The organism is Janthinobacterium sp. GMG2 (assembly GCF_033949445.1).
Taxonomy (GTDB): domain Bacteria; phylum Pseudomonadota; class Gammaproteobacteria; order Burkholderiales; family Burkholderiaceae_D; genus Janthinobacterium; species Janthinobacterium aestuarii.
The window spans coordinates 983,537-1,006,145 of the sequence record NZ_JAXAWA010000002.1 but is presented as its reverse complement, the minus strand read 5'-3'; the positions used below and the strand labels follow the sequence as shown (position 1 = coordinate 1,006,145).

General features: G+C 64.5%; 24 protein-coding genes. 12 read left to right on the top strand and 12 right to left on the bottom strand.

Annotated elements, in window-relative coordinates; genetic code table 11:
- Nucleotides 1-4: 4 nt before the first annotated feature.
- On the bottom strand, nt 5-880 hold the full coding sequence (locus SKZ59_RS10650; protein WP_319991690.1) for a hypothetical protein: 876 nt from the start codon (nt 878-880) through the stop codon (nt 5-7).
- A 102-nt stretch (nt 881-982) separates the two neighbouring features.
- Nucleotides 983-3,193: a TonB-dependent receptor gene (locus tag SKZ59_RS10645; RefSeq protein ID WP_319991689.1), complete on the bottom strand. Its 2,211-nt coding sequence runs from the start codon at nt 3,191-3,193 to the stop codon at nt 983-985.
- 233 nt (nt 3,194-3,426) lie between these two features.
- Here SKZ59_RS10645 and SKZ59_RS10640 point away from each other — a divergent pair, with 233 nt between their 5' ends.
- From SKZ59_RS10640 to SKZ59_RS10630, 3 genes are all read left to right on the top strand, one after another.
- On the top strand, nt 3,427-4,113 hold the full coding sequence (locus SKZ59_RS10640; RefSeq protein WP_319991688.1) for a hypothetical protein: 687 nt from the start codon (nt 3,427-3,429) through the stop codon (nt 4,111-4,113).
- A 258-nt stretch (nt 4,114-4,371) separates the two neighbouring features.
- Nucleotides 4,372-5,325 carry a 2-hydroxyacid dehydrogenase gene (locus SKZ59_RS10635; protein WP_319991687.1) on the top strand — a complete coding sequence of 318 codons (954 nt, stop codon included), beginning with the start codon at nt 4,372-4,374 and terminating at the stop codon, nt 5,323-5,325.
- 46 nt (nt 5,326-5,371) lie between these two features.
- Nucleotides 5,372-6,562 (top strand): low temperature requirement protein A, encoded by a 1,191-nt coding sequence (locus tag SKZ59_RS10630; protein WP_319991686.1) that lies wholly within the window; start codon nt 5,372-5,374, stop codon nt 6,560-6,562.
- 7 nt (nt 6,563-6,569) lie between these two features.
- On the opposite strand, the gene SKZ59_RS10625 is transcribed toward SKZ59_RS10630, so the two are convergent.
- Nucleotides 6,570-7,100 (bottom strand): GNAT family N-acetyltransferase, encoded by a 531-nt coding sequence (locus SKZ59_RS10625; protein WP_319991685.1) that lies wholly within the window; start codon nt 7,098-7,100, stop codon nt 6,570-6,572.
- A 91-nt stretch (nt 7,101-7,191) separates the two neighbouring features.
- Here SKZ59_RS10625 and SKZ59_RS10620 point away from each other — a divergent pair, with 91 nt between their 5' ends.
- Complete coding sequence (locus tag SKZ59_RS10620) at nt 7,192-7,761, top strand: XRE family transcriptional regulator (RefSeq protein ID WP_319991684.1); 570 nt, start codon at nt 7,192-7,194, stop codon at nt 7,759-7,761.
- Nucleotides 7,762-7,774: 13 nt separating this feature from the next.
- Here the strand turns inward: SKZ59_RS10620 and SKZ59_RS10615 are convergent, their stop codons facing one another.
- Nucleotides 7,775-8,668, bottom strand: a complete 894-nt coding sequence (locus tag SKZ59_RS10615) for a LysR family transcriptional regulator (RefSeq protein WP_319991683.1) — start codon at nt 8,666-8,668, stop codon at nt 7,775-7,777.
- A gap of 63 nt (nt 8,669-8,731) precedes the next feature.
- Between SKZ59_RS10615 and SKZ59_RS10610 the strand changes: the two genes are divergently transcribed.
- The 3 genes from SKZ59_RS10610 (at nt 8,732) to SKZ59_RS10600 (ending at nt 12,254) form a co-directional block, all read left to right on the top strand.
- The gene (locus SKZ59_RS10610) at nt 8,732-10,228 is read left to right on the top strand and encodes an MFS transporter (protein ID WP_413774541.1); all 1,497 of its coding nucleotides are present in this window, start codon (nt 8,732-8,734) and stop codon (nt 10,226-10,228) included.
- A gap of 92 nt (nt 10,229-10,320) precedes the next feature.
- Nucleotides 10,321-11,904, top strand: a complete 1,584-nt coding sequence (locus tag SKZ59_RS10605; protein WP_319991682.1) for an EAL domain-containing protein — start codon at nt 10,321-10,323, stop codon at nt 11,902-11,904.
- Nucleotides 11,901-12,254, top strand: a complete 354-nt coding sequence (locus SKZ59_RS10600) for a hypothetical protein (RefSeq protein ID WP_319991681.1) — start codon at nt 11,901-11,903, stop codon at nt 12,252-12,254. The genes SKZ59_RS10605 and SKZ59_RS10600 overlap by 4 nt, the downstream gene beginning before the upstream one ends.
- 3 nt (nt 12,255-12,257) lie before the next feature.
- Here SKZ59_RS10600 and SKZ59_RS10595 read toward each other — a convergent pair whose 3' ends face one another.
- Entirely contained in the window at nt 12,258-13,610 is a 1,353-nt protein-coding gene (locus SKZ59_RS10595; RefSeq protein ID WP_319991680.1) for a serine hydrolase, read from the bottom strand.
- Nucleotides 13,611-13,751: 141 nt separating this feature from the next.
- Entirely contained in the window at nt 13,752-14,660 is a 909-nt protein-coding gene (locus SKZ59_RS10590) for a VirK/YbjX family protein (protein WP_319991679.1), read from the bottom strand.
- 188 nt (nt 14,661-14,848) lie between these two features.
- Here SKZ59_RS10590 and SKZ59_RS10585 point away from each other — a divergent pair, with 188 nt between their 5' ends.
- Genes SKZ59_RS10585 through SKZ59_RS10570 form a run of 4 tightly spaced genes read left to right on the top strand, consistent with a single transcriptional unit; the run spans nt 14,849 to nt 16,920 of the window.
- The gene (locus SKZ59_RS10585) at nt 14,849-15,457 is read left to right on the top strand and encodes a hypothetical protein (protein WP_070301712.1); all 609 of its coding nucleotides are present in this window, start codon (nt 14,849-14,851) and stop codon (nt 15,455-15,457) included.
- Nucleotides 15,458-15,487: 30 nt separating this feature from the next.
- On the top strand, nt 15,488-15,922 hold the full coding sequence (locus SKZ59_RS10580) for a DUF1801 domain-containing protein (protein WP_319991678.1): 435 nt from the start codon (nt 15,488-15,490) through the stop codon (nt 15,920-15,922).
- On the top strand, nt 15,919-16,470 hold the full coding sequence (locus tag SKZ59_RS10575; RefSeq protein WP_319991677.1) for a hypothetical protein: 552 nt from the start codon (nt 15,919-15,921) through the stop codon (nt 16,468-16,470). Before SKZ59_RS10580 ends, SKZ59_RS10575 begins: the two co-directional genes overlap by 4 nt.
- Before the next feature lie 21 nt (nt 16,471-16,491).
- Nucleotides 16,492-16,920, top strand: a complete 429-nt coding sequence (locus SKZ59_RS10570) for a GNAT family N-acetyltransferase (RefSeq protein WP_319991676.1) — start codon at nt 16,492-16,494, stop codon at nt 16,918-16,920.
- A 45-nt stretch (nt 16,921-16,965) separates the two neighbouring features.
- On the opposite strand, the gene SKZ59_RS10565 is transcribed toward SKZ59_RS10570, so the two are convergent.
- Complete coding sequence (locus tag SKZ59_RS10565) at nt 16,966-17,988, bottom strand: DNA-binding protein (protein ID WP_319991675.1); 1,023 nt, start codon at nt 17,986-17,988, stop codon at nt 16,966-16,968.
- Between the two features lie 221 nt (nt 17,989-18,209).
- Here SKZ59_RS10565 and SKZ59_RS10560 point away from each other — a divergent pair, with 221 nt between their 5' ends.
- Nucleotides 18,210-19,229: a tyrosine-type recombinase/integrase gene (locus SKZ59_RS10560; protein ID WP_319991674.1), complete on the top strand. Its 1,020-nt coding sequence runs from the start codon at nt 18,210-18,212 to the stop codon at nt 19,227-19,229.
- 40 nt (nt 19,230-19,269) lie between these two features.
- Here the strand turns inward: SKZ59_RS10560 and SKZ59_RS10555 are convergent, their stop codons facing one another.
- The 5 genes from SKZ59_RS10555 to SKZ59_RS10535 all read right to left on the bottom strand — a co-directional run bounded on the left by SKZ59_RS10555 (nt 19,270) and on the right by SKZ59_RS10535 (nt 22,588).
- Nucleotides 19,270-19,809 (bottom strand): hypothetical protein, encoded by a 540-nt coding sequence (locus tag SKZ59_RS10555; RefSeq protein ID WP_319991673.1) that lies wholly within the window; start codon nt 19,807-19,809, stop codon nt 19,270-19,272.
- Between the two features lie 158 nt (nt 19,810-19,967).
- A complete protein-coding gene (locus tag SKZ59_RS10550) occupies nt 19,968-20,393 on the bottom strand; it encodes a GNAT family N-acetyltransferase (protein ID WP_219329082.1) in 426 nt (141 codons plus the stop codon).
- Complete coding sequence (locus tag SKZ59_RS10545) at nt 20,390-20,842, bottom strand: PaaI family thioesterase (protein ID WP_034748275.1); 453 nt, start codon at nt 20,840-20,842, stop codon at nt 20,390-20,392. The genes SKZ59_RS10550 and SKZ59_RS10545 overlap by 4 nt, the downstream gene beginning before the upstream one ends.
- Before the next feature lie 33 nt (nt 20,843-20,875).
- On the bottom strand, nt 20,876-21,367 hold the full coding sequence (locus SKZ59_RS10540) for a MarR family winged helix-turn-helix transcriptional regulator (protein WP_081368033.1): 492 nt from the start codon (nt 21,365-21,367) through the stop codon (nt 20,876-20,878).
- A gap of 45 nt (nt 21,368-21,412) precedes the next feature.
- Nucleotides 21,413-22,588, bottom strand: coding sequence for a citrate synthase (locus tag SKZ59_RS10535; RefSeq protein ID WP_319991672.1), 1,176 nt, complete (start codon nt 22,586-22,588; stop codon nt 21,413-21,415).
- Nucleotides 22,589-22,609 lie beyond the last annotated feature (21 nt).

Genomic DNA, 22,609 nt, shown 5'->3' with positions numbered 1-22,609 from the left:
GTGTTCAATTTGGCACGTCGGCGCCTGTCATGACGGTGCTCAAATGACCGAGGGCTGTATCCCATTGCTCCAGCGAAAAGTTCTGCGGATCGTCATGGCCATTCGCATAGCCCGTATCGAGCACGGCATGGAAGGCGGGGATCAGCCACGTGCCCTTGCGCACGCTGGCGGCGATGTACAGCAGGGCCAACCGTTCGTATTGCGCAGGCGTAAAACCGGGATCGGGCGCCAGCCCGTCGTTGCCCTTGCCGCCGCCGGGCACGGAGTTGCGCGGCTGCACCAGTTCCACGTGCAGGAACAGGCCCGTCAGCGACGGCTTGTCCTTCTCCAGTTTGCTGGCGTAGCTGGCCGTGCCGAAGTCGCGCACTTGCAGCGAGCCGCCCAGGCGGTTCACGTACACATGGCCTTTCGGACCGCCGCCCAGCGCCGGATTGCGCAAGGTAAAGTCGTTGAAATCCCAGCTGGCGTCGTTGATATGGCCGGGAATGGGCTCCAGCAGGAAATTCGGGTAGCTGGTGTCGTGGATGACGAAATAGCGGGCCATGGGCGCGGCCAGCCGGCCTACGGCGCGCGACAACGGTGCATCAACGGCGCCGCCCACGTCCGCTTCGCTGATCGATTGCTGCGCCAGCCAGGCACGCAGCCTGGTTGGCGCGATGCCCGTGCGCTGGCCGATGCGGGCGGCAAGAAACTCGGGCAGCGGCACGCTCTCGCCCAGGCGCGCATACAACTTGACGGGGCGCAGCAAGCACGTGGCTTGCGCCCGCGCATCGCCCTTGAAGCCGCTTTTCCAGGCGGCATACGGGCAGGCCGCTTGCTTCTGCGCGGCGGCCGGCAGGGACAGGCAGAGCAAGAGCAGCAGGGCAGGGTATCGTTTCATGGGGGCATTGTCGCCGAAGCGCCGCTTGCGGCACAGGCACGCACGCGAAAAAAAAGCTGCCCCGGGAAGGGACAGCTTGGTCGCAGGCTGATGCAGGCTCAGTTAGAACGCCACGCTGCCCGAGACGACGAAGGTGCGCGGCGCGGCCAGCACCAGGCTGCCGGCGTCGAACGAGGAGACGGCCGAGGCCCAGTAGCTGCGGTCGGCCACGTTGTCGATGCGCGCGCGCAAGGTTACGTCATGACCGGCCAGCTGCGTCAGGTAGCGCGCGCCGATGTCGACGCGGGTCCACGATGGCAATTGCTTGCTGTTGGCCAGATCCGCATACTGCGTCGACGTGTAGACGGTACGGGCGTTCAGGCTCAAGCCGGGCGCGCCGGGCACGTCCCATTCGCCGCCCACGCTGAGCTGTGTCTTTGGCGCGCCGATGGCATTGTTGCCATTGTTGGCCGGCTTGTCCGTCTTGCGCTGTTCCGTATCGAGCCAGGTCAGGCCGCCCAGCAGGCGCACGCCCGCCATCGGCGTGCCGAAGATGGACAGTTCCAGGCCCTGGTTGCGCTGTTCGCCCGACAGGGTGGCACGTGAACCGACCACGGCAGGCAAAGGCTTGGCCGTGGAAAACAGGGCGGCGCTCATGCCCAGCCTGCCGCCGTCATACTTGACGCCGATTTCCTTCTGCTTCGACTTATAGGGCGAGAAGACTTCACCCTTGTTGCTCAGTGGCACGTCATTCTTGCCATCAAAATAGGTGCCGCTGGCAACGGGACCCTTGACCAGCGCCTCGATGTAGTTGGCGTACAGCGACACGTTCTTGCTGGCCTTGTAGACGATGCCGGCCACGGGCGTCGTGGCGCTCTTGTCATAGCTGGAATATTGTACGGCCGTACCGTAGGCATACGCGGCGTCGCGGATCTGCTGGCGGCGCAGGCCCACGGTCAGCAGCAGCCGGTCGTCGAGGAAGGCCATGGTGTCGGCCACGGCGTAGCTGCTGAGGATGGTTTTTTGCGTCAGGCGCGGGTCGCTCATCACGCCGCCCGAGTTGGCGGCCAGGGTGGGCGGCATGGCCACGTCCAGCGGATGGTAAATATTCGTCGGCAAGCCCGCGTAGTCGCTGATCGCATACGCATTCTTTGCCTCGTTCCAGTGCCCGGACCAGCTGGCCACCAGGGTGTGCCGGACGGCGCCCGTCGTGAGCTTGCCGCGGATGCCCAGTTCGCCCGTGCGGATTTCCTGCTTGCGCGCATTGTCGAAGCGGTACACGCTGGCATCGCCATTGAGCGAGCTCAACGTCGGTTGGGCCAGGCTGTTCGATTCCTTCGTCGAACGGCTGCCGAACGCGGCCCAGGCCACGACATCCTTGGCCAGGTCGACTTCGGCGCGCGCCGTGCCGAACACGTCGTGTTCCTTCGAATAGCTCCACGGCTGGGCAAAGTTCTTCGACGCATCGGGCGCGCCCGGCAAGGCCGTCAGGCTGCCCGTGTTGATGGAAGGGCGCGGCGCCGTCAGATCGAAATTCTGGTAGCCGGCATCGGCCGACAGGCGGTAGCCGCGGCCGCGATAATCGAGACCGACGGAAAACATGCCCACGTCGTGGTCTTCGCGCTGGATGCTGGTCTCGCCCTGGCGCTTGGCGGCGTTGACGCGCACGCCAAATTCCTGGTTCGCGCCAAAGCGGCGCGCCACGTCGATGGCCGCGTAAGCGTGGCCACCCGATTCCATGCCCACCGTCAATTCCGTCAACGGCGTGTTGCCGGCGCGCTTGGGCATCAGGTTGATGGCGCCGCCGATGCCGCTGCCGCCCGGCGCCGCGCCGTTGAGAAAGGCGCTGGCGCCACGGAACACTTCCACGCGCTCGAGCAATTCCGGCGATACATATTGACGCGGCAACACGCCATACAGGCCGTTGTAGGCCACGTCGTCCGAATCGAGGGCGAAACCGCGGATCACATATACTTCCTGGAAATTGCCATAGCCGCGCGACATGCGCACGGCCGCATCGCTCTGCAGCAAGTCGCCCACGCTGCGCGCCTGCTGGTCGGCAATGAACTGCTGGGTATAACTGGTGCTGCCAAATGGCGAATCCATCATGTCCACGGACCCGAGGATGCCCATGCGCCCGCCACGCGCCACCTGGCCGCCCGCATACGCCTTCGACAAGCCTTCCGCCGACGCATCGGCCGAGGCATTGACGACAACGGTCGGCATGGTTTGCGCGCCGCTGTCTGCCGGCGTGTTCTGGGCGTGGGCGGCGGCGCTGGCCAGCAGGAAGGCGGCCAGGGCGAACGGGGTAGGGACGAGGTGGAAGGAGCGCATGGTGTTGTTTGGATATTAATGAGAATGATTATCATTATATTCCAGCGCGGCGCACAGCGTGAAAAAGTGTGAGAAAGTGATCAAAAAGTCGCCATTTGTACAACACGGCGCAAGTGAGGGTGGCGGAATCTGGCGCAAAAAGGCGCGCCAGACGGTACCTTGTGGATTTATTAATGCCTATGGTCAAGTTTCGCTAGAATGGGCCATCGCGCCCGGCGCCCACAGGAAACCGCATGCCATTGCTCCGCCATCTACCGTCCGCTTCCATGCGCCTGCGCATACGGCGGGGCTTGAGCCTGAAAGGCGCGGCCGTCGCGCTGATCCTGGCCATGCATGCGCTGGGCCTGTATTTTCTGCTGCTGCCGGCGCGGCAACTGAAGCAATACACGGAAGTGGCCTTCATGACCTTGCTGCCGCCCCGGCCAGCGCCGCCGACGCCGCCGCTGGCCTTGCCGCTGCCGATGCCGGCTCCCATGCCGCGCGCGCGGGCTACAGTACCGTCCGCAATTGCCGCGCCGCCCGCCGTGGCCGCAGAAATCATCACCGTTCCCGCCGAGGAATTGCCTGCCGCATCCGCCGCACCCGCCACGGTACCGTCCGCCGGAGACTTGCGCACGCGCGCCCGGCTGGCCGCAGGCGCTGCCGACAAGGCCCTGCGCGGCGAAACCAGGCAAGACAAGCCGTGGCTGGCCACGGCCGAACTCAAGAGCGAAAGCACTTTCCAGAAGCTGGTCGCCTCAGCCTGGCGCGGCGGCCCCGTCATCCGCGTGGAGGAATACCTGACGGCCGATGGCCGGCCCGCCACGCGCGTCGTCAGCGCCGGCGGGGCCACGTGCTTTGGTCTCGACGCGAACCCGGGCGCGGGCGCCGACCCGTTCAAGACAGGCGGCAAGGTGAAAAGAGTGCCTTGCCCGGGTTGAGTCGGATGGAAGGCTGTGCAGGTCAGATTAGCTGTAGGTCAGATTAGCGCAGCGTAATCTGACATGCTGCGTGGCGGCGCACGTCGGCTTACGCCCGTTGGGCTAAGCCGACCTACGATTCGATGGGGTAGGCCCACGCGGGAAAAGACCGTGCGCCGGGCAGGGTTTTAGGGGCGGTAATAGGGCAGTCACCCCCGGCGTGGCATCAAATATGCTAAGTTGCGTCTGCAAATCCTGCCGACACCGACCCGGACGCCCATGCCACCCGACCTCCTCATCCTCGCTCCCAGCCCTTCGGCTGCCGTCAACGCGCAGCTGGAACAGCAATACACCTGTCATCACGCCTGGCAAGTGCCGGCGGACGAACGCCACGCCTGGCTGGCCGAGCGCGCGCCGCTTATCCGCGCCGTCGTCACGACGGGCGCGCTGGGATTGAATGCCACCGACATGGGCTTGCTGCCGAATCTGGAAATTGTCGCCGTCAATGGCGTGGGTCTCGATGGCGTGGCGCTCGACGTGGCGCGCGAACGGGGCATCGCCGTCACCACCACGCCGAACGTGCTGACGGACGACGTGGCCGACGTGGCGTTGGCCCTGTTGCTGGCCAGCGCGCGGCATATCGTGGCGCTCGACCGCTTCGTGCGCGACGGCGGCTGGGAGCGCCGCGAGGCCATCGCTCCCGCATCTAGCCTGCGCGGCAAGACGGCCGGCATCTTCGGTTTCGGCCAGATCGGCCAGGCCATCGCGCTGCGCCTGGCCGCTTTCGGCGTCCACGTCCGCTACTTCCAGCCGCGCGCCATTGCCGATACTACTGTGCCGCGCGCGGAATCGCTGCTGGCCCTGGCGCAGGAAAGCGATTACCTGATCGTTTGCGCGCCGGGCACGCCCGCCACGCGCAGGATCGTCGACCGCACCATTCTCGACGCGCTCGGCCCGCAAGGCACCCTGATCAATATCGCCCGTGGCGCGCTGATCGATGAAGACGCCCTGATCGCCGCCTTGCAGGATGGCCACCTGGGCGCTGCCGGTCTCGACGTGTTTGCCGACGAACCGCGCGTACCGACCGCCTTGCGCGCCTTGCCCAACGTCGTGCTCACGCCCCACGTGGGCAGCCTGACCGTGGAAACGCGCCACGCGATGGGGCAACTGGTCGTCGATAACCTGGCCGCGCACTTCGCCGGCTTGCCCTTGCTGACACAAGTAAAGCCATAAAGTCCAGGATCAACCGTTTTAATCAAGCATGAATGAAAGAGTAGCTATGGAATTAAGAAAATCGCTGTTGCGCACGCGCGGCGGGCTGGACAGCGGCAAGGTGGGCATGATCGAGCTGTTCTTCGACCTCGTGTTCGTGTTTGCCGTCACGCAACTGTCGCACGGCTTGCTGGCCCACCTGAGCGCCATGGGCTGGCTGCAGACTGGCTTGCTGCTGATGGCCGTCTGGTGGGTGTGGATCTTCACGTCGTGGATCACCAACTGGCTCGACCCCGAGCGCATTCCCGTGCGCATCTGCCTGTTCGCGCTGATGCTGGGCGGCCTGATCATGTCGGCCTCGATCCCCGAAGCGTTCGGCACGCGGGGCCTGGCTTTTGCGGGCGCCTACGTCGCCATGCAGGTGGGGCGGCCCCTGTTTGCCTGGTGGGCCGTGCGCCATGAAGCGCTGTCGCGCCGCCGCAATTTCCAGCGCATCGCCTTGTGGGCCGTGTTGTCCGGCATCTTCTGGATCGCCGGGGGCATGGCGTCGCCCGAAGAGCGCATCTTCTGGTGGATGCTGGCACTGGCGATCGACCTGGCCGGTCCCTGGATGCAGTTCGGCTTGCCGGGCCTGGGCCGCTCGACGACGGCCGACTGGGACGTCGATGGCAGCCACATGGCCGAACGCTGCGGCCTGTTCGTCATCATCGCGCTCGGTGAATCGTTGCTGGTGACGGGCGCCACGTTCGCGGGCCTGGAATGGACGGCCGCCAACTGGCTGGGCTTCCTGTCGGCCCTGGTCGGCAGCATCGCCATGTGGTGGATTTATTTCGACACGGGCGCCGAGGCGGGCCACCACCGCATCGCTCACTCGAAAGACCCGGGCCGCATCGCCCGCAAGGCCTACACGTATATCCACGTGCTGATCGTGGGCGGCGTGATCGTCAGCGCCGTGGCCGATGAACTGGCCCTCGTGCATCCGGACGAAGCGAGCTTTGCCGGCATCAGCGCCTTGCTGGGCGGCCCGATCCTGTATTTGCTGGGCAACGCGCTGTTCAAATGGGTCAGCAGCGAGCGCGCCGCGCCGCCGCTGTCGCATCTGCTGGGCATTTTGATCATCCTGGCGCTGATCCCGATGGCCTACGGCCGCCTGTATTCGCCCTTGACCCTGGCCTGCATCACCAGCTGCGTGCTGGTATTGGTGGCCGTGTGGGAACATATGGCGCTGCGCCGTCCGCCACCGGAGATCGATCCCTGATGCTTGCTTAGCCGGGCGGCGCGATGCCGTCCGGATCGCTGCGCGTATCGAGCTGCAGCTGCAGGAACGCCAGGTCCAGCCAGGCGCCGAACTTGGTGCCCACCTGGCGCATCAATCCCACTTCCGCGAAACCCAGCTGCTTGTGCAGGGCGATCGAGCCGGCATTGCCCGCCTCGATGCCCGCCACCATCACGTGCTTGCCCAGGCCGCGCGCCCGCGCGATCAATTCCACCATCAAGGCCTTGCCGACGCCGGCGCCCCGGCGATCGGCGCGCACGTACACGGAATGCTCGACCGTATGCCGGAAACCCTCGAACGGGCGCCAGTCGCCGAACGAGGCGTAGCCGGCGACATTCTGCTCGGCATCGATGGCGACGAGCACCGGGTAGCCGGCCCGCTGGCGGTCGGCCAGCCAGGCGGCGCGGTTGGCCGCATCGACCGTCCGTTCATTCCAGATGGCCAGGGTATTGCTGACGGCATCGTTGTAGATGGCCAGTATGGCCTCGATATCGCCCGCATGGGCATCGCGTATCTGCATGTTGCTCTCCTCGTCAAGCGTCTACTATAATGGACAAATCATAGATTGCCGCTCACCGCTTGTCCAATAAAATCCGAATGGAAGCCGATACATGTCCACTAAACCAGACGAATTGAATCAGCGCATCGGCGCCAGGGTGCGCCTCGAGCGGGAAAACCTGGGCTGGTCGCTGACGGACCTGGCGGCCCGCTCTGGCGTGTCGCGCGCGATGGTGCACAAGGTGGAGCGGGGTGATTGCAGCCCCACGGCCACCTTGCTGGCGCGGCTGTCGGGCGCCTTCGACTTGAGCATGTCCGAGCTGATCGCGCGCGCCGAGATGTGCGCAGGGCGCTTGCTGCGCAAGGCGGACCAGCCCGTGTGGATCGACCCGCAGAGCGGCTATCTGCGGCGGCACGTGTCGCCCGCGTCCGACATGCCGCTCGACCTCGTGCATATTACCTTGCCGCCGGGCTCCGTGGTGGCCATGCCAGCCGCCGCCTATGTATCGCGGAGACAACTGATATGGTCGCTCAGCGGCAGCCTCGTCTTCATTGAAGGGGAGACCCGCCACGTGCTGGACGAGGGCGACTGCCTGGAACTGGGGCCGCCGGCCGACTGCGTGTTCAAGAATGAAACGGCCACAGCGTGCACCTACGCCGTGGCCGTGTTGAAGAATAGTTAAGCTTAAACCGGCGCTACAGCGCTACTGCGCGCAACTGGGCAATAAAGGCACGCGCGGCGGGCGCCTGTTCGTGGCGGCGGAAGGCCACGGCGATTTCCGAGCTGATCTGCGGCCCTTGCAGCTCGCGGAACACCACGCCCGGCAATTGCACGCTGGCCATCACGGAATGGGGCACGATGGCGCAGCCGACCCCCAGCGACACTTCCGTCAGCACGGCCACCAGGCTACCCGGGCGCGACACCACCTGCGCCGCAAAGCCGCCGCGCCGGCTCACTTCCAGGGTTCCCAATTCCTGTTCCGGCACGATAAACGCCTGCTGTGCCAGCGCGGCCGGCGCCGCCACGTCAAACGAAGCCAGCGGGCTGTCGGCCTGCACGGCCAGCACGAAGCGGTCGCGCAGCAAGACCACGCTGTCGAGTCCGTCCGGCAAGTGCAGGGGCGGGCGCACGAACGCCAGGTCGACCCGGCCCTGGTCCAGCAAGCCGGGCAGGGTATCCATCGCGTATTCGCGCGCACCAATGTGGATGCCCGGGTGGGTGGCACGAAAGCGGGCAAACTGGTCCTGCAGCACGCCGGAATAGGCGGCCGACGCCACGTAGCCGATTTCCAGCCGTCCCAGCTCGCCCCGGCCCGCACGCCGCGCCACTTCCTGCGCCTGCGCCAGTTGCCCCAGCGCCCGCGTGGCCTCGATGACGAACAATTCTCCGGCGGCCGTCAGGGACACGGCGCGCTTGCTGCGCTGGAACAGCCGCGTGCCCAGCAGCTGCTCCGTTTCCTGCACCTGCTTGGTCAGCGCGGGCGGCGAAATACCGAGTTCCGCGGCGGCCCGCGCGAAATGCAGGCTGTGCGCGACGGCCAGCACGCAGCGGAAATGCCGCAGTTCCATCTCTTTATCTGTATTCACCATGGGTAAATTATAAGGCGGCTGTCTTATAACAGGAAATAATACAAGCGTGCTTACAATCGGGACATGAAAAATACCAACTGGACCTTATATACGTGCTCGGGGGTGTGTGCGCTGATCATGCTCGACACCAACGTCGTGGCCGTCTCCCTGCCGTCGATCGCCCGTTCGCTCAACGCCAGCTTCGTCGACGTGGAATGGGTGGTCAGCGCCTACATGCTGGCGTTCGCCTCATTTTTGCTGCCCGCCGGCAGCATCGCCGACCGCCTGGGGCGGCGCACGGTGATGCTGTTTGGCTTGGCCGTGTTCGCGCTGGCCTCCTTGCTGTGCGGCCTGGCGTGGACGCCGTTCGTGCTCAACGTGGCGCGCGCCGTCAAGGGCCTGGGCGCGGCGCTGCTGCTGACCTCCGCCTTGGCCGTCATCGGCCACACCTTCCATGCGGAAAAGGAGCGGGCGCGCGCCTGGTCCGTGTGGGGCGCGGCCATGGGCGTGGCCATGACGGTGGCACCCTTGCTGGGCGGCCTGATCACAAGCGCCATCAACTGGCGCTGGATTTTCTACCTGAACCTGCCCGTCGTCGCCATGTTGATGTGGCTGGTAGGCAAGCACGTGGACGAATCGAAAGATGCGTCCAACGCCAGTTTCGACCCGCTTGGCGCGGCATTATTCTCCGCTGGCCTGTTCGCCATCATCTGGGGCTTGATCGACGCCAGCGTGGCGGGCTGGTCCAGCCACGCCACCGTCCTGCGTTTTGTGGCTGGTGCGGCCCTGCTGGCCGTGTTCGTGCTGGTGGAACGGCGCCAGCGCGCGCCCATGGTCGATCTGTCGCTGTTTGGCCGCCGCGTGTTCGTCGGCGCCGTGCTGGGCATGTTCGGCTATGCGATCGCCGCGCAAGTGATGATGACCTTCCTGCCGCTGTACTTGCAGAACGCCTTCGGCTTTTCCGCCGTGCTGGCCGGCTGCGCCATGCTGCCGTTTGCCGTCGCCATGGTGGTGCTGTCCCGTCTGGCGCCGCGCGCCATGCGCCATCTGGACGACCGCGGCATCTTAGTGACGGGCTTGCTGATCGTCGCTGTGGGCAACGTGGCCACGGCGATGGCCGCCGCCAGCCTGCAGTACGGATGGGTGGCGGCGGGCATGATCGTCACGGGCGCGGGAGCGGGATTACTCAACGGCACCACGCAAAAAGCCATCCTTGCCTGCATCCCCAGAGAACGCACGGGCATGGGCTCGGGCATCAGCACGACGACGCGCTTTGTCGGCATCGTGCTGGCCGTCGGTGCGCTGGGCGCCGTGCTGGCCATGCGCACGGCCGCTTCGTTCGACAAGCTGGCGTGGCTGCACGGCTTGAAGGCCTCGCCTGAAATGATCGGCCGTATCGTCGCCGGCAACGCGGCCGACGCTTTCGGCCAGCTACCGCCCGCGATGCAGGCCGTGGCGCAGGAAGCGGCGCGCCACGCCTTCATCGACGGTTTTGCCAGCGTGCTGTACCTGGCTGGCGGACTGGCGGCCGTGGTGGCGGCGCTCGTGTTCGTGCTGGCGCGACCGCTGGAAAAGATGTAACTGTTCAACAATATCCGCGTGCGCGGCCTGCACTTGTAATATGATGCCATCGAGCAATACATAGCAATCATATAACTACCGCAGGTAATCACATGCGCAGAAAACGGATCATTATTACCAGCGTGCTGGTGGCAGTCATCGGCGTGGCCGCCCCCCTGAGCCTGGCCTTCTACTTGTCGTCCGTGCGCGCCGAGCAGGGCGAGCAGGAACGCCTGCGCCTGCTGGCCGGCTATGCGCTCGAGCGCGCCCACCGTTCGATCGCTTCGGCCAGCATGGCCTTGCGCAGCGCCGATGCGCTGGACCTGGCGCCGTGTTCGGAAGCGCATGTCCAGCAATTGCGCCGCATCACCATCACCACGCGCAGCATCGACGATATCGGCTATGTGGAAAACGGCTTGCTCAAATGCACGTCGAACGGCATGGAGGAAGCGCGCATCGCCGTCACGCCCGCCGACTTTACCCTCGACAATGGCATGGGCCTCGATTTCAACCTGCGCCCCGTCGTCAGCGGCGGCAAGCGCATGGTGGGCTTGTCCTACCGCGCCTATAAGGTGCTGATCGATCCCGTGCGCTTTTCCGACGTCATCGTCGACAACGACATCCAGATGGCCGTGGCCATCGGCAAGGGTGGCGTGCTCGACACCTTGCACCATCCGGACCCGGCACTGGTCAAGACCCTGCTCGCCGGCAAGGGAGAGACGGGCAATGGGACGGCGGACACGCTGGCGCGCGAGGACAGCATCCATGCGATGCTGTACCGCGATGGCTTGACGGCCGTCATGATCGAGCCGCGCAGCAAGCTCAGCGAGAGGCTGCGCCGCGAACAGCTGCTGCTCTTGCCGCTGGGCCTGCTGATGGCCGCCTTCATCGTCGGCATCGTCGTGTGGCTGTCGCGCCGCCGGCTGTCGCTGCGCGGCGAACTGGAAACGGCCGTCGAGCGGCGTGAATTCTTTGTCCACTATCAGCCGATCATCGCGCTCGATACGGGCGTGTGCGTGGGCGCCGAGGCGCTGATACGCTGGCGCCGTCCCGACGGCAGCATGATACGGCCCGACCTGTTCATCCCCGTGGCCGAAGAGGCCGAACTGATACTGCCCATCACGGACCAGGTCATCGCTTGCGTGATCGCCGACATGCGCGCCGCGCTGCTGGCTGACCGCGAGCTGCACATCGCCATCAACCTGTGCGCCAGCGACATCGAAACGGGCCGGGTGCTCGACGTGCTGGAACGCGCGCTGGCCGGCACGGGCATCGAGGCGCAGCAGATCTGGCTGGAAGCAACGGAACGGGGCTTCATCAACGTGGAAGCGGCCCGCGCCACCATCGAAAAGGCCAGGGCACGGGGCCATGCCGTGGCCATCGACGACTTCGGCACCGGTTATTCCAGCCTGTCGAGCCTGCAAAATCTGCCACTCGACGCCTTGAAAATCGATAAATCCTTCGTCGACACGATCGGCACGGACGCCGCCACCAGCAGCGTCACGCCGCACATCATCGCCATGGCCCGCACCTTGAACATGCTGATCGTGGCCGAAGGCATCGAAACGCAGCAGCAAGCCGATTATTTGTTGGAACGCAAGGTAGAATTCGGCCAGGGCTGGCTGTTTGCGAAAGCGTTGCCGGCCGCGGAATTCCTCACTTTTTACCGGGCGCGCCGCGCGCCGTCGTCCACATGAAACAGCCACGCTTTCCCTATCCCTTGCAGCCGCTGCGCGTCCCCGGTGGCTGGCACATCACCGTCAACACCCTGTTCGAAGTCGACCCGGGCCCTGATACGATGGAATGGTTCAGCAGCGCATTGTTGCTGTGGGGCAGCTGCCGCGACTCCGGCTACTGCTTCAATTCGCATTTTGAACCGGAGGACGATCCGCAGGGCGAATTCGTGCTGGAGATGGGCAAGGTGGCATACGACCGCCATGGCAAGATCGTCCAGGGCAGCGACGCCTTCCTCGGCGAGTTTCGCACGCGCAGCAAGGCGGCGTTTGTCGCCCGGGTCGAGCAATTCATGCAGGACCCGGCAGCTTGATTTTTACGGCTTGCGCGGCAAGACGACGTCCTGTCTACCTTGCTTGAGCACGGCGCCGGCGATCTTGCCCGCCGCATCGCGTGTAAATGCCAGTTCCGCCTCGATGGCGCGGAAGAAAAACTGGTCCTTGGCGCTGGCAAACAAGGGGGCTGACCCAACGCCCGTGCCGGCCGCTTCCAGGCCGTTCTTGCCCAAGGTCACCGTCAACGTGAATTCCGCGCCCAGCGGATACTCGCCCACGTACTCGGCCAGTGCTGTGCGCGGCAGCTCGATGGCGGCCTGCGGCTTTTTCAGCGGCGGCAACGGTGTGCCGGGCAGCAGGGCGGACAAGCCCAGCGCATCGACCTCGCGCACCGTGTTGGTCAGCACTATCACGCCCCGCTTGCCGTCCGTCGTGAACGCCGCATAGCTGGCGTAGCCGCCCGTCTGGCCGTTGTGCCAGGCGTAGGTTTGCCCCTGTTGCTGTTCCAGCAGCCAGGCCAGGCCGATTTTCGAGCCGCTGTCGGGCGCTAGCGGACGCTGCGGCTGGATCGCCAGCGCGTACGGGCGCAGCGGCTTGAACATATACGCTTGCAAGTAGGAAATCATGTCGCGCGCGCTCGAATACACGCCGCCGGCCGGCGCCACCACGTTCATATTCCATGCGGGTGTCGGTTCTCCCGACAGCAAATGGCCGGGCGCCAGGCGCGCCAGCATGCCGTGCGTGGGTTTGTTCGAGGTGGAACGCATGCCCAGCGGAACGGCGATGCGCTTTTGCAGCAGCGCTTCAAAGCTGGTACCGGCCTGTGCCGCCAGGGCCGTGCCCAGCACGGCGTAGCCGATATTGGAGTATTCAAGTTTCGTGCCCGGCGCATACGGCAGATGATAGGCGGCGAGAAACTGCCGCTGTTTGGCTTCCGTGTAGTCGGCATACGGATTGGCCGGGTCCTTGGGCGCGAAGTTGTCGGGCAGGCGCGGCAGCGAGGAGTAGTGCGTGGCCAGGTCGAGCAGGCTGATCGTCTTGCCCTCGAACGCAGGCACCGTATAGCCGGGCAATAATGCCGCCACCGGCTCATCGAGTTTGACCTTGTTTTGGACGACGGCGTCGGCCAGCAGCAAGCCCGTCATGGTCTTGGTGACGGAACCGATCTGGTAGACGGTATCGGCGCCCGGCTTGATGTTCTTGCCGGCGTGTACGCTGCCAAAGCCGTACACAGCGCTGTCCTTGCCGTCGATGATGGCGATGACGATGCTCGCGTGCATGCCCGTGCGCGTGAGTTCCTCGGCGCGTTGGCGCACGGCGTCGTCCAGCACGGGGGCGGCCAGTGCGGCGCTGCCGAGCAGGCAAAGGGGGAGAAAAGTAAATGCGGGTGTCATGGGAACCTTGTCCTGGGTGGGCCGGATGCACGCCAGCGCCTCGATAGGGTATCTGGCATGTCAAGTGAAGGATACGGCGCCAACATGAAGGTTGCCTGAGTTTTATGACATGCTTATCGGCTTGGCAATGCTTGTGCCTGCTCAATTGTCAGCCGCCGGCGCTTCCAGAAAATCCGCCAGCTGCGCGCGCATGCCGTCGGCCATGTCTTGCAGCAATTCGCCGCGCCGCCGCGCATCGGCGCGCTTTTTCGATGGCACACCGGCCAGGTCTGGCGCACGGTAGGGCGCGCAGGGCAAGTGATAATTGCCGTCGCGCATACGCAAGGCGTGCAACTCTTGCCACGCCAGGTCGTAGTCGGCGGCGATATGGCGCCGGCGCCGCGCATTCAGGGCGATGCGGTTGTCATTGCTGATCAAGAACAGGTTATTGCAGGCAAAAAAGTCGCCGAAATCACGCAAGGCCGTCACCATCAGGTTTTTCGGACGGCAACCATGCAGCGCCCGCGTGGCTTCCTTGACGGCCAGCTTGCCCGCTTCCGAGCGCAAGCCTTGCAGCGCGCCCAGCTGCAGCGAGACGCCATCGGCCCGCGGCACGAACAAAAAGCTGGCCAGGTACAGGGGCTGGCCGTCGCGCGTCAGGCGCAGGCACAGTTCGCCTTCGCGGTAGCTGTCGTGGATGGCCGTCAGCTGCAAGCGGTACAGCGCCCCGTCCTTGCCTTGGAATGCGGCCAGCACCACGGGCGCGTGCGCGGCCCGTTCGACCAGGGCGCGCGCGCCCGCTTGCCACAGGAAACGGTAATGTCCTTCCAGCAAGGCCAGGCGATCCGCGCAACCGAGCAGGCGCGAGGCGTAAGGACGGTAAATCTTGAAGCGCAGGCAAGGATGCAGCTGCGCCAGCGAGTGCAGGCCCGGCATGCTGCCCAGGAAAGCGTGCCAGCGCGAGCGCTGGCGGGGAAAGAAGAGGGCGCCCAGCGCCGCTTTCAGGCGGTGGCCGCTGGCCGGGTGCGGCACGGCGGCGCCGTGGCGCAGGGTTAACGCGATGTCATTCATGGTTCTGCCGGTAAAGGGCAGGCGCTGCACAATGAGAGCCTTGCCAACATGAATGCTACGTGGGCCAGGTGAAGTTCATATTAAGAAGCTATCCCATGGGTATTTAGAGGATGGCAACTAAACATTTGCCTTCTGGCAATATAGACGGTTATGCTCGCCGCACCTTGACTCGATGACTGACGCCTCTCATGAACCACCGCCATTTGCTTGCCATTCCCGTATTGCTTGCGACACTGGGCGTCCACGCGCAAGACCGCACGGCCGATCCTTTGGCGCCCTTGGCGCAATGCATCAACCGCAGCCAGTTCCAGTTCAGGACGCAGGACCGGCTGCCAGCCGGTGCGACCACGCGCATCGTCAAGATGGCGGCGGGGGATAGGCAGATATCGACGGCCGATGGCTATCGGCTGATGCTGTTCCGCAAGAGCAGCTTGCCTTTCGTGAATCTGAAGATCGAACGCAGCGCCGAAGGCCAGTTCGCGGCCGACCGCGAGACCATCGTGGCGCAGATGCGGGAAATGGCCGCCAGGGGCAAGCTGCCGCAGCAACTGCCGCTGGAAACGGACGCGCGCGATGGCGTGGAAGTGCTAGGATTGAATAACGCCAGTATCGCGCAAGCGCAAGGCATCATCAGTTTGTATACACTGCTGCACGCCGCCAGCGGCACGGTCGCCACCGCCTACATACTGAACCAGCCGGCCGATCCGCGCGACTTTGCGACGGATGCGCAATACCAGGCGCTGCGCGCACAATTGATTGCCTCGCTTGCCAGCTGCATGGCCGATCCTGCGCAGTAAGGCAAGCGGGCAGGGAAGGAAATGTCAGCCATGAAAAAAACAGTACCGGGCACGGCGCCCGATAATGGCGCCGAAAACGCCGAGCCCGCCGCCAGCCAAATCGGCGCGAAGATCGCCTCGCTGACGGACTGGCGCGGCAAAATCCTGGCCAATGTGCGGACGCTGATCCGCCAAGCGGACCCGGAGGTGGTCGAAGAAGTCAAATGGCGCGGCGTGCCCGTCTGGTCGCACGCGGGCATGATCTGCACGGGCGAAACCTACAAATCGGCCGTAAAACTCACCTTCGCCAAGGGCGCCGCCTTGCCCGATCCGGCCGGCCTGTTCAATGCCAGCCTGGACGGCAACACGCGCCGGGCCATCGATATCCACGAAGGCGAGCATCTCGATGCCGCGGCGTTCAAGGCGCTGATACGCGCCGCCGTGGCCGCAAATACGGCGCCAAAACCAAAACGGACTTCTACTTGAGACATTATCTGTATATCTGGCACGACCCGGCCGAGCGCATGCTCGTCGCTTCCGGCATCGAATTCAAGGATTGTATTGCTGCCCTCGGCGAAGCGGACGGCATCGTGCTGCGCAAGGGCAGCGCCGGCACAATCAAAAAGCCTGCCGCCTTTCATATCTTGGCGCCGCAACAACTGCCGGCCCTGGCGCTCGAAGACATGCACGCGTGGGGCAGCCATGCCTGGGCCGATTGGCAGGGCAAGCCACCCGCGTCCAAGGATGCTGCCGTGGCTGAGATGCTCGATCACCGTGCCGCATTGGCGCCGCTGCCCGCCCTGCAGGGCCGCTTTCTCGCCTTTGCCCACGACGACGGCTGGTATCTGAAACTGTTTTATGGGGAATGGGACGACGTGGCGGCCTTGCTCGCCAGCACCTTCCCGCCACCCCTGGGCACGCTCGATCTGGCGGCACTGCGGCAGGGAGGTGACGGCTACTGGTTGCGGGACGGCACAGTCCAGGTGGAACTGAAAACCCACGATATCGACAGCGTGCTGAATCGCCGCCTGTAAGGAATGGATAGCGCGCCAGCCATGTGCCTGATTCGTCCTTTCTCCAGCGCGGACGCGCAGTCCTGCACCGCCATCCTGGCCCTGGCAGGGCGCGACGCCTTCGGCCCTGTCGCCGGCAGCGCTACTTTCACGGCGGCGACGCAGGGCGAAGCCATCCTTGTTGCCGAACGCGGCGGCATCGTCACCGGTTTTGCCGCCGTGTACACGGGCGATGCCCCCGACTATTTCCTGCACCACCTGTATGTGCACCCGGCGCACAGCGGCTCGGGCATCGGCGGGCAACTGCTGGCGGCCGTCGTGGCATGCTTCGGTCCCCGCCTGAGCCTGAAAACGCAGCTGAGCAATACGGGCGCGCGGCGCTTTTATGCGCGCGCGGGCTGGGTCGAAGATGCGGCGGACAGCGGCGTGGACGCCATCGGCGCGTGGATACGGGTGCGCTACCGGCAGTAAAGCGTCAGATTCAGCGAGGCGGGCAAGGCAGCCAAATAGACAGGTTCAAACATCGCGTTTCTCCTTGCTATCCGAAAACAGGGCCAGCCGCGCCGCCATGCCGGCATTCTCGCGCAGCAAGCCATCGCGCTCCTGCGCCAGGCTTTCCGCCTTCAGTTGCGACGCTTGCGCATTTTCCGCCAGCATGTCGAGCTGCCGGTCTTGCGCGGCCAGCGCCACCTTGGCGTCGCTCAGCGCCAGCAAGGCTGTATCGAGCTTGGCCAGCAGGGCGTCGGCCGACGCGGCCGCCTGCAAGTACTGGAATTCGAACTGGTCGCGCTCGGGACGCACGGTAGCAAGCGCTGCGCGGTCGGCGGACGCTTCATCAGCCAGGCGCGTATGCTCGGCCTGCAGCTGTGCCAGCCGCATGTCTTGCTGCACCAAGGTCGCTTGCTGGCCTTGCAGACGCTGCTGCAGTTGGGCGTTCTCCTGCTCCAGGCGGCTCTCCCGTTGCTGCGCCTGGGCCCGTTCCTCGTTGCGCTGCGCGGCCGCCGCTTCCTGGTAATGGTCGAACTGCGAGCGCACTTGCGCCAGCTGGCGGTTCAGGGCCGCGATTTCCTCACCCCGGTCGGCCAGGCGCTGCGTCAGGCCGGCGTTGTCGCTGTGCAGGGTGGCCAGGGTGACGGCGCGAAAATGGTGCTCTTCCTTCAGCTGTGCCAGCGCGTGCTGGGTGGCGCGCAATTCCTGGGTGAGGGCGGCGCGCGCCTCCGTCAGTTTCAACCGCTCCGTTTCCGTCTTCTTCAGCTTTTCCAGCGCCGCGTCGAGCTCCGCGCGGTTCTGTTGCATGCCCGTTTCCAGCTGCTGCGCCACGTCGCGCTGCTGCTTCTCATAGACGCCGCGCATCGCTTCCATCAGTTCGGCCGGCAAGCCCGCTTCCGTTTTCACGGCGCCCGCGCCCTGGAACTCCTCTTTCCAGCGTTTCAACAAGGGCGCGATGGTGCTCTTGCTGCCCGTGCTGCCCAGCGCTTCGCGCACGCTGTCGACCGTGGGATTACGCCCATCGGCAGCGACGATTTGGGCTGCTTTCATAACATCAGAGTACAAAATGCCGGTGCGGGCCATAAAACCACCTATGAGCGAAATTTAGTAACGTATTACATGATACGTAATATCGGATAATATTACGATATAAATTTTCGTGATTTTTGAAAAATATAAGTCATGATAAGATCGATTATCGCGTGTTACGGGGGTGCTTTGCATGCTATTCTGCGTATCTCCCAGTACAAAACCGCGATTTCGCCGCCGCCATGCCCGATTTGCCCCTCTCGAAACGACGTATTGCCGCGTCCAAAAGCACCTCTATCGCTCCTGCCCCATTACACGGCGCCCTGATCGATGCCGAGCTGGCCGCGCGCCACCAGGCGTTTCTCGCCGCCGCCACGTCCGATAACACGCGCCGCACCTACCGTTCCGCCATCCGCCACTTCCAGACTTGGGGCGGGGCGCTGCCCGCCGACGAGTCCACCGTCATCCGCTACCTGATGGCCCATGCGGACAGCCTGAACGCCCGTACCCTGGCCCTGCGCCTGACGGCCCTGTCGCAATGGCATGTGTACCAGGGCTTTGCCGACCCCGCGTCCACGCCCACCGTGCGCAAAACCCTGGCCGGCATCGCCCGCCTGCACGGCAAGCCAAAAAAGAAGGCCAAGGCCCTGCCGCTGGAGGATCTGGAAGCGATCGTCGCCAAGCTGGCCGCGCTGGGCACCAACAAGGCCTTGCGCGACAGCGCCTTGCTGCAGCTGGGATTTTTTGGCGGTTTCCGCCGCAGCGAACTGGTGGGATTGACCGTGGAAGACGTGCGCTGGGAGCCGCAGGGCATGGTGATCACCTTGCCCCGCTCGAAAACGGACCAACTGGGGGAGGGCATCGTCAAGGCGATTCCGTTCGGCGACGGCGTCTGCTGCCCGGCCACGGCCTTGCGCACGTGGCTGGCCGCGGCGCACATCCGCACGGGGCCGCTCTTGCGCACGGTGAACCAGTGGGGACACGTGGGCGCGAAGGGACTGCACGCGAGCAGCATCAATACGATCTTGGAAGCTTGCGCCAGGCTGGCGGCGCTCGACTACGTGCCGGAACTATCGAGCCACAGCCTGCGCCGCGGCATGGCCACCAGCGCGCACCGGGCCGGCGCCGATTTCCAGGCCATCAAGCGCCAGGGCGGCTGGCGCCACGACGGCACCGTGCATGGCTATATAGAAGAGGCGGGCCGCTTCGAGGAAAATGCGGCCGGGAGTTTGTTGAGGGGGAAGAAGAAGGCGGCGGGCTGAGGGTGCGCGCCAACGCGTCCGGCTGAATGACTGGCTGCGCTTACTCCGGCAACTCCGCGATCAGCAGAAGATCGAAATATTGCTCGCGGAGCTTGGCGAGCCGCGCCATCTGCGGCGGAACAGGACGCATCTGCAAAGCTTCTCGCATGTATTCGAGACGAGACTCCGCATCGTCATGGTGTTCTTCGTCGGGTTCTGTAAAGTAACCGATTGCTTCTTCCTCTTGATATACCAACTGCTCCAGGGAGTACCAGCCGACGTAGTAGCCCAAATTAAAGAATTCCTCAAAGGACTCGGCGATCACTACGTTGTTTTCGTCCGCGCTTGGCAGAGTCATTACGATCGGTAAAGTTCCGTTAGCGGATACAAAGTCTTTGAGATAACTGTAATGGACACCGTCCCCGCCTGTGCTTGCAAAGGTAACGACGTTAGCAGGGGTGCACCAGTATTGCTGTTCCATTTGAGGCGTTTCCAGGATAAGGCCACAAGGCTCGAAGACCATATCGGCGGAAGTTTCAAACTGAATTGCGGCGGCATCAGCGACTTGATGCAGTTTTTCAAGCTGAACGGGTAGTTTCATTTTTTTAGACCCAACGTGTTCTACATTACAAAACGACGAGCTAACGCGCCTGCGATATAACATCTCATGCTGTCGATTCAGGGACACAGCATGGTTGAGTGTATGGCAGTGTTACTTCTTTGGCAAGTAAGAGATATGGATACAGCTTTGTGAGGCACTCAAGGCAGCGGCTTGATGAAATGAATGCGCTCCCTGGCCGTGTCGCCAAAGTGCTCCACCAGCCTGATCTGGTATCCATTGCGGATCAGCAAGCGCAGCATGGCGGGATAGCGGTTCATCGATTTCACCGTGACCGCCGCAAAACCGTGTGCGCTGGCCCAGGTTTCCTGGACTTCCAGCAGGCGCTGCGCCAGGCCCGTCTTGCGATGCGCGGGCAGCACGCCGCCGAGCCAGCTATACAGGGAGCCATCCTCTGCGGCATAGCCCAGCTTGAAGCCGACGGGCTGGCCGTCCGCTTCCGCGATCAGCATCAGCGCATCTGCGGGCAGCCGCTCCTGCAACTGCGCCAGGCTGCGCCGCTGGTCGAACTCGGGTATCGCCTGCAGCACGTGCCAGGCTTCCTCGATGGTACCGGGCCGTATCATGCGGCCGCTTGTTCCCGGGGGCGGATGATCATGCAGGTGGCCGTCGCGTGCGCGTACACTTTGCCGGCCTCGTCGCGGATCGTGCCTTCGGAAATGACCAGGTTGCGTCCCGCATTGATGACTTTGCCTTCGGCGTAGACCGTCACGTTGAAGGGCAGGGGGCGGCACATCTTGATGTTCAGGTCCGTCGTGCCGTAGCTTTCGCCGGCCGGCAAGACCGTGTGAGTGGCGCAACCCGTGACGGTGTCGAGCACGGTGGCCGCGAAACCGCCGTGCACGCCGCCCATGGGATTGGTGTGCGTTTCATTTGCCGTCGCCGTGAAAATGACACGGCCATGCTCGACAGTATGCGCATCCATGGGCATGGTCTTGGAAATGCCGGGCCGGGGAAACAGGCCTTGCGCGAAAGCTTGCATCAGTTGCAAGCCGGTCATGTCGTTCGGGTGCATGGGTAACTCCTGTGGTGGTGATGTGGGGATGGGTCAGACGTCCTGCGCAAAACGCAGGCGCGAGGCGTGCAGCAGGAAGCGGGCGACGACGGCCAGTTCTTCCTCGCTGAAACCTTGCTTCAGTTGTTCATTCAGGCTGTCGAGCAGGGGCAGGGCGGCGGCCAGCACTTCGCCGCCCCTGGGCGACATGTGCAAGGTGCCGGCGCGCGCATCGAGCGCCGACTGGCCGCGCACGATCAGGCCGTTTTCTTCCATGCGCGCCACCAGCCCCGTGACGGCCGAGTTTTTCAGCTGCAGTGCCCGCCCTAGGTCCTTCAATTGGCAGCCTTCCTCGCCCTTCAGGGCAAACAGGGCGACCACTTGCGTGCCGGAAAAACCCAGTTCGCTGGTGAAGACGGCATCGGCCGAACGAAACAGATTCTGGCGCGCCAGGTTGAGCAGATTGAACAGCCGCGGCGAACGCTCGCCCAGCGGGCAGGCTACGGCATCGGGGGTGTCTGAGGTAGGGGAGGTATTGATACGCATGCGAAGTATACTACTACGTATGCGTAATAAATCAAGCGTCTATTGTCAGTCGCGCTGGTGGCGCCCGATATAGCGTGCGCGTGGCCGTATCAAGGCCGCGCTGGTGGCTTGCTCGTTGGCATGCGCGATCCAGCCAGCCGAGCGCGCCAGCGCAAACACGCTCAATGCTGCGCCCTCGGGCCAGCCGAACGCCAGCTCCATGGCCGCCAGCGCCAGGTCGGCATTCGGACGCGCATCGAGCAGCTCACCCGCCGTGGCGCAGACGGGCAGGATGGCGCCCAGCTGGGGGGACTTGTGCGACAGCGCCGACAGGCGATCCAGCAGATACGCGGCACGCGGGTCGCCTTGCGGATACAGCGGGTGGCCAAAGCCAGCGAATTCCGGCGCGATGGTCTTGTAAAAGGCGCCGATGGCGTCCTTGGCGTCCGGCGCGGCCAGCGCCTGCATCAACATGCACCTGGCCGCCGCGCTGCCGCCGCCGTGCCTGTCTCCGGACAAGGCCGCCAGCCCGGCGCCCAGCGCGGCGGGCAAACTGGCACCCGTCGAGGCGACGCAGCGCACGGCAAAGGTCGACGCATTCAATTCATGGTCGGCCAGCAGTACGAGGGCGGCGCGCAGCAATTCAGTCTGGTCCGTGTCGGCATTCCACGCCTGCGCCAGCTGCCGGTGCAGCGGCAAGGCGGACGGCGCTGTCTGCAGCAGGGCGGCGGCCAGGATGCGCATCAGGGCGGGGGCGGACTGCAGCATGTCCGCAGGCGCAGGCAGCGACGACAGCATGGCCATGGCCAGCATGGCGCGCGTCAGCGGCGTCGCACCCGGCGCGCTGGCCAGCCCCTGCGGCAGGACAGGAGCGTCTTGCTGGAAATAGTCGCACGCGTTATCGTCCCACAGCAGGCTGGCGGCCGCCTCCAGAGCCGCGGACTCGGCCAATGTCGTCGCATCGCGGCCACGGTACAACAGCCGTCCATCGAGAATGTGGGAAATCTGCGTCTCCAGCACGGGCAAGCCCCAGTGCATGGCGGCCACGGCTGTCTGACCGCCGCGCTTGGCGTCATTCTTGCGGGCCGCCAGGCGCAGCACGTCTTCCTGAGGATAGCGCTTGCGGCGCGAATCTCCATTGCTGACGGACGCCAGTAATCCCCGGCTCACGTAGGAATACAGGGTGGGCAGGCTGACGCCCAGCAGGTGCGCCGCGTCGAGGGCGGATAAGTCGTTTTTCATGGCGGCGATTGTATCTGTATA